Raw genomic sequence first — 12,039 nt, forward strand, 5'->3', positions numbered from 1 at the left:
GTGGGGGGAGGGGTTCACAGGGGCAGGGGTTCGCCCAGCACGGCCGTGCCGTCGGCGAGCTTCAGCAGCCGCGCGTCGATCTCCTGGATGCCAGCGCCGGTCGCGATGACGTATCCGGCCCGGCCGAGGAACTGCCGGGGCGGCAGCCGCAGTTCGGTGCCCGGCTCGCTGACCCGCTGCACCGCGTGCACCCAGGGCTCGTCGAGGAGCGCGGCCGGGACCTCGATGTCCTCGAAGGTCAGGTCCTCGGCGGGGTAGAGGAAGCGGATGCCGACCAGCCGGTCCGGCTCCGGAATCGGATCGGGCTCGCGGCCGGTGGCGACCGCGCCGAGGACCGCCCCGACGGACAGGCCCGGAATCGCGATCTCGGCCAGGCGCGGGATCAGCTCGCCGCCGAGGCGGCCGTTGACCTCGACCACCTTGGGGCCGTCGGCGGTCAGCATCAGCTCGGTGTGGGTGACCGTACGGTCGATGCCCAGGGCGGTGTTGGAGCGGATCACCACGTCGCGGACCGCGGCCTCGGTGCCGCTGTCGAGGACCGTGCCGACGACGTGCGCCACCTCCTCGAAGAACGGCGGGTAGCCGGTGCGCTTCAGCGCGATCGCGTACGGCTCGACGCGGCCGTCGAGCACCCAGCTGTCGACGCTGATCTCCGGGCCGACGAGGAACTCCTCGATGAGGACGAGCCCGTCCCCGATGGCCGCGTTCTCCGAACTGCGGGCGAAATCGAACGCCGCGCGCAGCTCGGCCTCGGAGCGGACGATCTGGACGGCGACGCTCGCGGCCCGGCCGCGGGGCTTGACCACCACGGGGTAGCCGATGTCGCCGGCGGCCTCGACCGCCTCGGCCACGGAACCCGCGAGGTGGAACCGGGCCGAGGGGACGCCCGCCTCCCGGAAGAGCCTGCGCTGCTCCGCCTTGTCGCGGCAGGCCCGCGCCGCCTCGAGCGGCATGGTCGGCACGCCCAGCCGGGCGCCGACCGCGGCGGCCCGCGTGATCAGCATCTCCTCCCAGGTGATGACGCCGATGATGCGGTTGCCCGCGGCCAGTTCCTCGGCGGCCGCCAGGACCGCCGACTCGTCCTGCAGGTCGGCCTCGCGGTGGTCGGCCGCGTAGCGCAGCTGCCAGTCCAGCGGGCGCTGCCCGATGAGGACGACGCGGTAGTGCTCCGCCAGCCCGCGCAGCGCGTACTCCCGGAAGTGCAGGTAGCCCGAGCCGATGACAAGGACGCTTTCCAACATGTGCTCACTCCTCATGAGGTCGTGGGGGGCCGTGCGTTCACCCGGCGCCTCACCGGGAGGCCCGTTGCGCGTCGACGATGCGCCGCCCGCTGTCGTCCGGGGCGCCGCGCCCCTGGAGCCGGGCCGCGACGGTGGGGAACTGCACCGACAGGGCGCAGCGCAGCCGCAGCCCGAGCGGCGCGATGTTGATCTCGCCGCGGTTGTGTTCGACGGCGCGGAGCACCGCCGAGGCCACCTGGTCCGGTGTGACCGCCCGCGCGCCGCGCGGCAGCGGAGCCCCGGTCCGGGCGAACATGCCGGCCTCGGAGACGAAACCGGGCTGGATCAGCGACACCCCGACCCCGGCCGGGCCCAGGTCCAGCCGCAGGGCGTGGGCGAAGCCGCGCAGCCCGGATTTCGACGCCGTGTAGAGCGAGGAATACGGGGTGGCGGCCTTGCCCGACATCGATCCCACGAAGGCGAGGTGACCGCGGCCCGCCCCCGCCATCGCCGGCGCGAGCAGCCGCGCCAGCACGACTGTCGAGCGCAGGTTCACCGCCAGGGCGCGGTCGATCTGCTCCGGCGTGTACTCCAGCAGGTCGCCGCTGGCCGGGAGGGCGGCGTTCGCCACCAGGATCCCGGCGCCGGCGCAGGCCTCCGCGAGGTGCTCCACGTCGTACGGGTCGGCGAGGTCGGCGGCCACCCACCGGGCGCCCAGCGGCTCGGCGAGCGCGCGCAGCGCGTCGCCGTCGCGGCCGGTCACGATCAGGTCGGCACCGGCCCCGGCCAGCCGGGCGGCGAGCGCCCGGCCTATGCCTCCGGTCGCACCGGTGAGGAGGACGGTCTCTCCGGCGATCTTCATGCTGCGGCTCCTGGGAAGGGGGAGGGCGGCTCTGCGGTCCGCGGTCACCAGAGGTGGTGCACCTGGGCGCGGATCCGGCGGTCGTACAGTTCGCTCAGCCGCTCGAGGGTCTGTTCGGACAGGGGCTCCATGGACCCGACCGCGGCGTTGGACCGGGCCTGTGCCACCGAGGTGGCACCCGGGATCACCGTGGTCACGCCCTCCTGCTGGGTGACCCAGCGCAGGGCGAGCTGGGCGGGCGTGGCACCCGCGGGCACCATGCCGGTGAACTCGCCCGCCGCCGCGAGGCCGGTCTCGTAGTCGACGCCGGAGAAGGTCTCGCCGACGTCGAACTGCTCGCCGTGCCGGTTGTAGTTGCGGTGGTCGCTCGCGGCGAAGACGGTGTCGCGCCGGAACTTCCCGGACAGCAGGCCGGAGGCCAGCGGCACCCGGGCGATGACGCCCACGCCGGCGGCCCGGGCGGCCGGCAGCACCTGCTCCAGCGGCTTGCGCCGGAACACGTTCAGGATGATCTGCACCGACGCGACGTTCGGCCGCGCCAGGGCCGTCATGGCCTGGGCACAGGTCTCCACGCTGACGCCGTACGCCTTGATCCGGCCCTCGTCGACCAGTACGTCCAGGGCGTCGAAGACCGCGTCGGACTCGAAGACGGCGTCCGGCGGGGTGTGCAGCTGCACGAGGTCGAGCGTCTCGGTCCCCAGGTTGGCCCGGGAGCGGTCGGTCCACGCGCGGAAGTTGTCGAGGGTGAACGCGCCGGGCTCCTGCGCGCCGCGGCGCCCCAGCTTGGTCGCCACGGTGGGCCGTTCGCCCCACGAGGTACGGAACTCCCGCAGGAACTGGCCGATCAGCCGTTCGCTGCGGCCGTCGCCGTAGACGTCGGCGGTGTCGATGAAGTCGACACCCGCCAGGGCGGCCGCGTCGAGGATGGCCCGGACGTCGTGCTCGCGCACGTGGGCCCATCCGTCGCCGAACTGCCAGGTGCCGAGGCCGACGACGGAGACCTTCCGCTCGGTCTTGGTCAGAAGTCGCTTTTCCACGCGCGTGCCTTCCGCGATCGCTGGGACAAGGGGTCGGGAGGGGTGCGGTCCGCGGCGCACCGCCCGCGGCGGGTCACCGGGCCCCCGGGGAGAACAGCCCGTCGACGAACTCGTTGGCGAACTTCCCGTGGGGGTCGGACTTCGCGAGCAGCTCCGCGAAATCGGACGCGCGGCGGTAGCAGGACCGGATGTCGGCGCCGGTCATGGCCGTCAGCTTCGCCCAGTGGGGGCGCGCCCCCAGCGGCGCCAGCAGTTCCTCGACGGCGGCGATCACCGGCAGCACGCGCGGGGCGTCCTTGACCCAGGTGAAGTGGAACGCCGCCGAGTCCCGTTCGTACGCCGGGCTCAGCCACAGGTCGTCGCCGCGCACGGTCCGGACCTCGGCCACGTGCAGGACCGGACCGAGGATCCCGCCGATCCCGCGCAGCGCCTCGAACGCGGCCGGGGCCGCGGCGCGCGGCAGGAAGTACTCGGACTGCAGCTCGTCACCCGCGTCCGGGGTGGCGCCCGGACGGAAGTGCGGCAGCCGCAGGTGCCACGGGCCGGGCTCGCCCAGCTGGGCCGTGCACGGCGCCGGGTCGGCCCCGGGCACCGGGTGCAGCGGACCGGGCGCGGGGGTCCCGAGGTCCGGCCCGGTCACGGGCCGGTCGGTGCGGCGCTTGAGCCACACGGACGCCTCGTCGCCCCACGTGGTGAACACGCTGACGCTGTACGCGGCGCCGGACACCTCGTCGAAGCGGTCCCGGATCTCGTCGAGCGGCACCGCCGTCCGCACCGACTGGGCCACCTCGAACGCCGGCTCGATCTCGAGGGTCACCCGGGTGGCCACGCCCAGCGCCCCGAGGGAGACCACCGACCCGGCGAAGGTGTCCCGGTCCACGTCGCGGCGCAGCTCGACCAGGTCGCCCTCGGGGCCGACGAGTTCCAGCCCGGCCACGGCGGCCGCCAGGCTCCGCTGCGTGTCGCCGGACCCGTGGGTGCCGGTGGCGGTCGCCCCGGCGACGGACAGGTCGGGCAGGGACGCCAGGTTCGCCAGCGCGTGGCCCGCCCGGTGCAGTGCGGCGGCGACGTCGGCGTACCGCATTCCGGCGGTCACCGTGGCGGTGCCCGCCTCCGCGTCGATGTCGACGGCCGGCGGCAGCCCGTCGATCCGGACGAACCCGCCCGCCGTCTCCAGGATCCCGCTGAAGGAGTGGCCGGCGCCGAGCGCGCGGACCCGTTCGCTGCGCGCGACGATGCGGCGCAGCTCGTCGACCGACCCGGGCCGAGCGGTCCGGGCCGTACCGAAGTCGATGTTGCCGGCCCAGTTCCTCATGAGGCCGCCACCAGCCCGGAGCGGGTCCGCTCGATCATGTCGTCGACGCGTACGAACTCGTACCCGCGCTCCAGCAGGCCCTCGATGATGGGCGGGAGCGAGGCCACGGTGGGCGAACGGTCGCCGCCGCCGTCGTGGAGCAGGATCACGGAGCCGGGACGGACCTCGGCCAGTACGTCGCGCGCGATGGCGTCGGCCTGCCGCAAGGCCCAGTCGTCCGGCGCGACGTCCCACAGCACGGTGGTGGCGTCGAAGTCCTTGAGCCAGTCCATGACCTGCGGTGTCCGCGCTCCGTACGGCGGCCGGAACAGCCGGGGCGCCTCGCCTCCGCTCGCGTCGGCTATCGCCTCGGCGGTGCGGTCGATCTGCTCGGCCAGCTGGGGCCGCGACAGCTCGGGCAGGAACGGGTGCGACCAGGTGTGGTTGCCGATGGCGTGGCCCTGTTCGCGCATCCGCGTCAGGTCCTCGGAGAACCCGCCCGCGTTGATGCCGACGCAGAAGAAGGTCGCCGGGACGCCGTAGCGCTCCAGGACGTCGAGGATCTGTCCCGTGTAGGGCGGCAGCGGTCCGTCGTCGAAGGTGAGCGCGACCTCGCGGCGCCCGCGGCCGCCGTGGCTGAAGAAGCGGCCCGCCAGGCCCAGTTCCCGGTCCGCGCCGGCCGATGAGGCGATCTGAGCGGCCAGCTCCTCCTCGCGGCCCGTCTGGGTGCCCCGCCGGGCCTCCAGCCGCACCAGGCCGCGCCCGCCGCGCAGGCTCGCGAGGGCCAGTTCCTCGGCCGGGACCGAGCCCAGCAGCGGCCGGTCCGGCAGCAGCCACGGATCGGCGCGGTGCACGCGCAGGCCGGCCGCCATCATGCGGCCGTCCAGCGTGCCGTTGGTGCTCTCCACGACGATGCCGAGCCGGTCGCCGAGCCCGCGCAGCTGCGCGATCAGCTCGTCCGCGCGGTGCGAGGCGTAGTCGCCGGGGACGGGGACGCGGCGGCCGTCGGGGCCGACCACCGCCAGGCGGTACCCGCCCGCGTGCCATGAGATTCCCGCGTGCAGCATCTGGTCCTCCCTCACTCGGGCCGGGCGTATGCGCTGAAGTGGTGCTCGGCGAAGAGGCCCGGCCACTGCGCGCCGCCGAGCCCGAGCAGGCGCGCCCGCTGCAACATCTCCCGCCAGTACGGCTTGACCGGCGGCCACAGCACCCCGGCCTCGCAGTAGGAGGCGTCGACGAAATAGCGCGGGCGGCCCGGGAACTGCGGCTTCGCCCGGCGGGCGTGGAAGAGGGCGGAGTGCAGCAGCACGGTCGATCCGGCCGGCAGCTCCTCGAGGTACACCTCGCCGGGCAGCACGCCGGTGCCCAGGTGCGCGCGGGCCGTCTTCGCCGCCACCTCGCGGTGCGATCCGGGCAGTACGGCCAGTCCGGCCATGTCCGGGTCGATGCCGTCGAGATAGTGCAGCGCGTGGACCATCGTGTGCGTCCGGTGCGACGGGAAGCGCTGCTCGTAGTCGTGGTGCCACCCCTTGCCGGGGAGGTCGGGGGCGTGCCGGTCGCTGTGCATGTGGTGGAAGCCGAACCCGGGGCCCAGCAGCTGCCCGATCACGTCCAGCAGCGGTTCGTGGGCGAGGAGTTCGCCGTGGCCGGGGAGGTCGAGCTCCAGGACGTCCGGCACCCCGTGGGTGGCGTAGTCGATCACGGAGGCGATGGACCGGGCCCGCAGTCCGGTGTCGACCCAGGTGTCGACCTCCTGTTTGACCCGGGTCACCAGGTCGTTCGGGAGGAAGCCTGGCAGTACGAGGAATCCGGACCGGTCGAACCGGGCCCTCTGGGCGTCGTCGAGTTCGGGCAGCCGGGTAGGGGTGTGCAACGTCTGCACGGACATGGGTGAGAGCTCCGTTCTTCATTGATGAACTGGCCGGTCGCGCGCCCGGGGACACGGCGAGGTGTCAGGCGTCTTCGGCGACCGGATGCTTCGGCTCAATCGAGCGGCTCTGTCCGGAAAGAGTGACAGAAGTTGCCTAGATGGTCAATAATCTTGGCAACCAACATTGCCTAGCATGGCAACTGAGTGCTCCGCGGAGGCAGCATGCGAGCTGATCACCCCTTGGTCGTCCTCGTCGACGCGTACGGGACGGGCAGACACCTCCGGGCGGCCTTCGCCGGACTCGGCGCGGAGGTCGTGCACCTGTCCAGCACGCCCGAGCCCCTGAAGTCCCTGAAGGCACCCGACTTGAGCGGTTACACGAAGGCCCTGGTCGCCGCCGACCCGGTCGAGACCGCCGGGCGGCTGGCCGCGCTGCGCCCGGCCGCCGTGGTGGCCGGCCAGGAGCCCGGCGTACCGCTCGCCGACGTCCTGTCCGAAATGCTGGGCCTGCCGACCAACGGCTCCGCCCTGTCGGCGGCGCGCCGGGACAAGTACCGGATGATCGAAGCCGTCCGGAAGGCCGGTGTGCGCTGTGCCCGCCAGTTCAGGTCCGACGACGTCGACGCCGTCGAGGCCTGGGCGCGGGAGGAGGGCGGCCGGCCGGTCGTGGTCAAGCCGCTGGCGGCCTCCGGCTCCCAGGGCGTGTCCATCTGCACCGACCCGGCCCGGGTGCGCGCCGCCGCCGAGGAGATCCTCGGCACCGTCACCATGTACGGCGAGACCAACGTCGAGGTCCTGGCGCAGTCCTACCTCGAGGGCACCGAGTACATCGTGGACACCGTCTCCTGCCGGGGAGAGCGCTACAACGCCGGCGTGTGGCGCTACGACAAACGGCGCCGCGGCGCCCACAACGTCCCCCACCGCAACCTGCTCGTCCCGCCGGACGACCCGGTGGTCGCCGAACTGACCTCCTACACCCACGACGTGCTGGAGGCCCTCGGCATCGAGTTCGGCGCCGCGCACGCCGAGGTCATGATGACGGCCGACGGGCCCGCGCTGGTCGAGATCGGAGCCCGCATGGGCGGCACGATGAACCCGGATTTCGACGCCGGGTGCTTCGGCGCGGACCAGGCGCGGGCGAGCGCGCTCGCCTGGCTGCGCCCGGAGGAGTTCGCCGAGGAGTTCGCCGGCCGTACCTACCGCCGGCTCAGGGAGGCGTTGGTGTACCACGCGGCCACGGACCTCGCGGGCGTCGTGGCGTCCGTCGACGCGACGGTCCTGCAGCGGATCGAGGAGGTCGAGTCGGTGCGGGCGCTCACGCTGAAGACCGGCCCGGGCGACCGGATCCGGCCCACCGTCGACCTGCCGTCCAGCCCGCTGACCGTGCACATGGCCCACGCCGACGCGTCCGCCCTGGCCCGCGACCAGGCCCGGGTCCAGGACCTGTCCAAGGAGGTGTTCCGGCTCGCGTAGCGGGCGGGACGCGAAAGGAGGGGGCGGGCGCGAAGTATCGCGCCCGCCCCCTCCTCGTGACGGAGCCTCAGCCCGCGAGCACCTGACGGATCACGTAGCGGGCGTTGGCGGAGATCACCGGATTCGTCCTACGGTAATAAGGCAGCTGGACGACCGCCATGGACAGGGCCCACCCGCGGCCGCGGGCCCACGCGGCGTCGTCCGCGTCCACCTCCTCGCGGAAGACCCGCCGCGCGGCCGACGGCAGCAGGTTCCACGCGGGAATGAGGTCGACAGCGGGGTCTCCCAGGCCCGCGGTCCCGAAGTCGATCACCGCGGCCAGCCGGCCGCCGGTGCCCAGCAGGTTGCTCGGCATGAGGTCGGAGTGGATCCACCGCGGCTCCCCGGACCACCCGGGGGCGGCGAGCGCCTCCTCCCACGCGGCGAGGGCCGCGTCGGCGTCGAACGGCTCGTCCGTGTGCCGCAGTTCCTCGATCGCGGCACGGGTCTCGGCGTCGGCGGCGCCCAGCGGTCTGCCCCGGTGGGCCCGGGGCCCCGCACCGAGCTCCGCCGCGCTCATCGCGGTGACGAAGGCCGCGAGGTCGCGGGCCAGCCGCTCGGGCTCCTGCGCCCGGCCCTCGACCAGCACCTCGCCGTCGATCCACCGGTGGACGGCCCACCCCCAGGGGTAGCCCTCGGCGGCCTCGCCCAGCCCGACGACCTCCGGGACGGGAACGGGCACCAGGGGAGCCAGCCGCGGCAGCCAGTGGGCCTCCCGCTCCAGCGTTCCGGCGCCGCCCGCGGTGAGCGGCAGCCGTACGGTCAGCTCGGTGCCGACCCGGTAGATCGCGTTGACGGTCCCGCCGGACTCCAGGCGCCGTACCGGCAGGTCCGCCCACTGGGGGAACTGTCCGCGGAGCAGCCGCAGGACCAGGTCCTCGTCGGTGTGCGCTTCGTCTGCGTGCATCTTGGCCATGGTGTCGGGTCAGGGCAGGTCGATGACGCGGGACTCGCCGACCGTGCCGGCGGGGGCGGCGGGCGCTGCCGGCCAGTCGATGCCGTCGCCCGAGCCACCGGCCTGGCCCGTGCCGGCGATCCGGGTGGTGGACGCCACCGGCCAGTCGATCCCGGGGGCGGCGGCGGTGGCGACCGCGGCGACCGAGAGCAGGACGGCGGACGTGACGAGGATGCGAATACGCATGAAACGACTCCGAACGGAAGATCCCATGGCGAGGGATCGAAGAGTGGGAGGTGGTGGCTCGAAGCCTGCTTGGAGCGGCTCGGCCTCGATCAACCTAGAGCGCCCGACCCCGCCCTGGCAAGATGATTTGCCAGAAGTTGCCAAGCGGCAAATTATTTGCCAAGGCGCCCGGGAGGCGCTACGATGACGTACAAAGCGTTGGGGGCGCGATCAGGGTTGTATTTCGAGAATTGATTGCAGGACCCATATGACAGACGAGTCATCTTTCGGCGCGCGCCTCAAGGCTTTGAGGCTGCAACGCGGGCTCTCCCAGGCCTCATTGGCCGGCGAGGAGATCTCCACGGGGTATTTGTCACGCCTCGAATCCGGTGCGCGCCAGCCCACCGAGCGAGTGATCGCCTACCTTGCCAAACAGCTGGGCGTGGACCGCATGGCCTTCGACGCACTGCCCGTCGCGGCCACCGCCGGCGGCAGCTCGCTGACGCAGGCGTTGAGCATCGCGGCCTCCTCCGACTGTGACGAGTCCGTCGAGGAACTCATCGACGTGCTCGCGACCGCCGGCGCCGAGGATCCGCTGCTGCGCTGGCAGGCCCTGTGGGTGATCGCCGGGTACCGGTCCCGGCACGGCGAGCGCGCGGCGGAGCGGGCGTGCCTGGAAGAGCTGGCCGAGCTGGCCGACGAGCTCGCACTCCCCGCGCTGCAGTGCCGGTCGGGCACCCAGCTCGCCCGGTGCCTGCGCTCGGTGGGCGAGGTCGCCCGGGCACTCGAACTCGCCGAGACCGCGTACCGCGTGGCCAAGGAGGCCGGCCTCTCCGTCTCCGACACCGGGACCGCCCTGCTGGCGCTCGTCTCGGCCGAGGCGGAGGCCGGCCGGGTCACGGACGCCCGGGTGCACGCCGAGGAACTCGTCGCGCTCGTGGAGGGCCGGTCGGACGCGCTGCGCGCCGAGGCCCTCTGGTCGGCGGCCACCGTCTGCTCCCGCCAAGGGGACGACGAGGCGGTCCACGCGTACCTGGGGCAGGCCATGCAGGCGCTCGACAGCCGCGTCGACCCCATCCTGTGGGCGCGGCTGAGACTCGCCGCCGCCTCGCTGTACCTGCAGTCCAGACCCGCCCTGACCGAGAAGGCCCGGACGTGCCTGGCGCAGGCCGAGACGGCGCTGTCGCTCATCGGCACGCCCGTCCAGCAGCAGGAGCTGCTGGTGCTCCAGGCCCACCTCGCCTTCGAGGAGGGCCGTTACGAGGACGCCCGCGCCGCCCACGACAAGCTCGACTTCGACAACCTGCGGCTGACCTACCGCGACCGGATCCGGTTGCAGACCCTCGACAGCCTGCTGCTGATCGTGGAAGGCCACCAGCAGCAGGGCCGCGCACGGCTCAAGAAGCTGGGCGAGGAAGCCCGCCGCGCCTCGAACATGGACCTGGCCGCCGAGATCTGGCGGGTCCTGGCCGAGACGCTGGAGAACGCCGAGCAGGCGGGCGGCGCCTCCCGGCGCTGAAGCAGGCAGGACGGCCGGTCGACCTCGCGTCGGCCGGCTTCGGCGCGTCCGCGACCGGGCGGCGTACGACCGCACGTGCCCCGGGGGCCCTGACCTGAGCCAGGGCCCTCGGGGCACGGTGCCGATCGGGCCGCAACGTTCACGCGGCCAGTACGCGGCGCATCCAGGCCACCCGCGCCCGGTGCGCGGACCGTGAGACGGCCGCGTCCGGGACCCACTCGTCGAAGCTGTGGAACGCCCCCGACCACACGTGGAGTTCGGCCTCGCCACCGGTCTGCCAGATGCGTGACGCGTAGGCGATGCCCTCGTCGCGCAGCGCCTCCACCGAACCGACCTCGATGAAGGCGGGCGGGAGCCCCGACAGGTCCTGCGCCCGGCCCGGGGCGGCGTAGCAGGAGACGTCCGGCGCGCCGCGCCGCTCGCCCAGCAGGGCCGTCCAGCCGGCCCGGTTGGACTCCCCGTCCCACAGGCCCACGCGCGCCATCTGACCGGCGGAGAACGTGTCGCAGCGGTCGTCGAGCATCGGGAACTGCAGTACCTGGCCGACCGGCCGCGGACCGGACCGGTCCCGCGCCAGCAGCGCGAGGCCCGCGGCGAGCGCCCCGCCGGCGCTGTTGCCGCTGAGGAAGACGCGGTCCGGGTCCAGACCGAGGGCCTCGGCGTGCTCCGCCAGCCAGCACAGTCCGGCGTAGCAGTCCTCCACCGGCGCCGGGTCCGGGTGCTCCGGCGCCAGCCGGTACTCCACGGAGACCACGGCCGCCCCCAGCTCCTGGGCCCGGTCCAGCTCGCCGACCAGTTCGGTGCTGCGGTGGCTGCCGGCCACCATGCCGCCGCCGTGCGTGTGGTAGATGACGGGTACGGGACCCTCGGCCGCGGCCGGCCGGCAGATCAGCAGCGTGGTCGCGGGGGCGCCGGCCGGGCCGGGCACCTGCCGCTCCTCGATCTCGAAGGCCCCGCCGCGGCGGATCGCCTCGTCGCTCAGCCGCCCCGCGGCGGAACGGCGGCGCCGGTCCGGGACCAGCTCGGGGGTCAGGGGCATGGGGAGTTCGCCGAGGATCCAGCCGATCGGCCCGGCCAGCTCGGCGTCGAAGGGCGGCGGGGGCGCCTGCAGGCCGGCCCGCAGCGGGGGAAGGGAGTCGGTGACGGTCATGGTGCTCCTCATTCGATGGGCAGCAGGGCCAGGGCGTCCACCTCGAGGAGCAGGTCGGGGCGGTAGAGCGCCACGATCTGGACCACGGTGCTCGCCGGCGGGCGCTCGGTGTCGATGAACTCGTCCCGCGCGGCCAGGATCTGCGGGACGAAGGCGATGTCGGTCACGAAGTAGGTCAGCTTGACGACGTGGTCGAACGTGGCTCCGGCGGCGGCGAGGCAGCCCGCCATGTTGGCGAACACCTGCCGGGCCTGGGCGGCGGGGTCGCCGGGGCCGACCAGTTCGCCGTCGGCGTCGAACGGCATCTGGCCGGCGATGGCGGCCACCCGTCCCGGCCCCGTGACCACGTGGGTGTACCCGGAGCTGGGGGCGACCCCGGCGGGGTGCGACAGGTGCACGAGGGCGGGCCGTTCCTTCTTGTCCGTCATGTCTTCACTCCTGGACGGGTCGTGGTG

General features: G+C 73.6%; 12 protein-coding genes. 2 read left to right on the forward strand and 10 right to left on the reverse strand.

Annotated features, from left to right (window positions below; all coding sequences use genetic code 11):
• Positions 1–14: 14 nt before the first annotated feature.
• From ACFYZS_RS32700 to ACFYZS_RS32725, 6 genes are all read right to left on the reverse strand, one after another.
• Entirely contained in the window at positions 15–1,241 is a 1,227-nt protein-coding gene (locus ACFYZS_RS32700) for an ATP-grasp domain-containing protein (protein WP_389020596.1), read from the reverse strand.
• 49 nt (positions 1,242–1,290) lie between these two features.
• On the reverse strand, positions 1,291–2,082 hold the full coding sequence (locus tag ACFYZS_RS32705; protein WP_389020599.1) for an SDR family NAD(P)-dependent oxidoreductase: 792 nt from the start codon (positions 2,080–2,082) through the stop codon (positions 1,291–1,293).
• 44 nt (positions 2,083–2,126) lie between these two features.
• The gene (locus tag ACFYZS_RS32710; protein ID WP_389020601.1) at positions 2,127–3,119 is read right to left on the reverse strand and encodes an aldo/keto reductase; all 993 of its coding nucleotides are present in this window, start codon (positions 3,117–3,119) and stop codon (positions 2,127–2,129) included.
• Positions 3,120–3,192: 73 nt separating this feature from the next.
• Positions 3,193–4,434, reverse strand: a complete 1,242-nt coding sequence (locus tag ACFYZS_RS32715; protein WP_389020604.1) for an FAD-binding protein — start codon at positions 4,432–4,434, stop codon at positions 3,193–3,195.
• Positions 4,431–5,480, reverse strand: coding sequence for a polysaccharide deacetylase family protein (locus tag ACFYZS_RS32720; protein WP_389020606.1), 1,050 nt, complete (start codon positions 5,478–5,480; stop codon positions 4,431–4,433). Before ACFYZS_RS32720 ends, ACFYZS_RS32715 begins: the two co-directional genes overlap by 4 nt.
• A gap of 11 nt (positions 5,481–5,491) precedes the next feature.
• Complete coding sequence (locus ACFYZS_RS32725) at positions 5,492–6,301, reverse strand: phytanoyl-CoA dioxygenase family protein (protein ID WP_389020609.1); 810 nt, start codon at positions 6,299–6,301, stop codon at positions 5,492–5,494.
• A gap of 204 nt (positions 6,302–6,505) precedes the next feature.
• Between ACFYZS_RS32725 and ACFYZS_RS32730 the strand changes: the two genes are divergently transcribed.
• The gene (locus tag ACFYZS_RS32730; RefSeq protein ID WP_389020611.1) at positions 6,506–7,756 is read left to right on the forward strand and encodes an ATP-grasp domain-containing protein; all 1,251 of its coding nucleotides are present in this window, start codon (positions 6,506–6,508) and stop codon (positions 7,754–7,756) included.
• Between the two features lie 67 nt (positions 7,757–7,823).
• On the opposite strand, the gene ACFYZS_RS32735 is transcribed toward ACFYZS_RS32730, so the two are convergent.
• Both ACFYZS_RS32735 and ACFYZS_RS32740 read right to left on the reverse strand, forming a co-directional pair.
• Complete coding sequence (locus tag ACFYZS_RS32735) at positions 7,824–8,702, reverse strand: aminoglycoside phosphotransferase family protein (protein WP_389020614.1); 879 nt, start codon at positions 8,700–8,702, stop codon at positions 7,824–7,826.
• Positions 8,703–8,720: 18 nt separating this feature from the next.
• Complete coding sequence (locus ACFYZS_RS32740; protein WP_389020617.1) at positions 8,721–8,936, reverse strand: hypothetical protein; 216 nt, start codon at positions 8,934–8,936, stop codon at positions 8,721–8,723.
• Between the two features lie 247 nt (positions 8,937–9,183).
• On the opposite strand from ACFYZS_RS32740, the gene ACFYZS_RS32745 reads away from it, so the two are divergent.
• Entirely contained in the window at positions 9,184–10,434 is a 1,251-nt protein-coding gene (locus tag ACFYZS_RS32745; RefSeq protein WP_389020619.1) for a helix-turn-helix domain-containing protein, read from the forward strand.
• A gap of 139 nt (positions 10,435–10,573) precedes the next feature.
• Here ACFYZS_RS32745 and ACFYZS_RS32750 read toward each other — a convergent pair whose 3' ends face one another.
• Complete coding sequence (locus ACFYZS_RS32750) at positions 10,574–11,584, reverse strand: alpha/beta hydrolase (protein ID WP_389020622.1); 1,011 nt, start codon at positions 11,582–11,584, stop codon at positions 10,574–10,576.
• Between the two features lie 8 nt (positions 11,585–11,592).
• On the reverse strand, positions 11,593–12,012 hold the full coding sequence (locus ACFYZS_RS32755; protein ID WP_389020625.1) for a RidA family protein: 420 nt from the start codon (positions 12,010–12,012) through the stop codon (positions 11,593–11,595).
• Positions 12,013–12,039 lie beyond the last annotated feature (27 nt).

Origin of the sequence: Streptomyces sp. NPDC001903 (assembly GCF_042891345.1) — a bacterium.
Classification (GTDB): Bacteria; Actinomycetota; Actinomycetes; order Streptomycetales; family Streptomycetaceae; genus Streptomyces.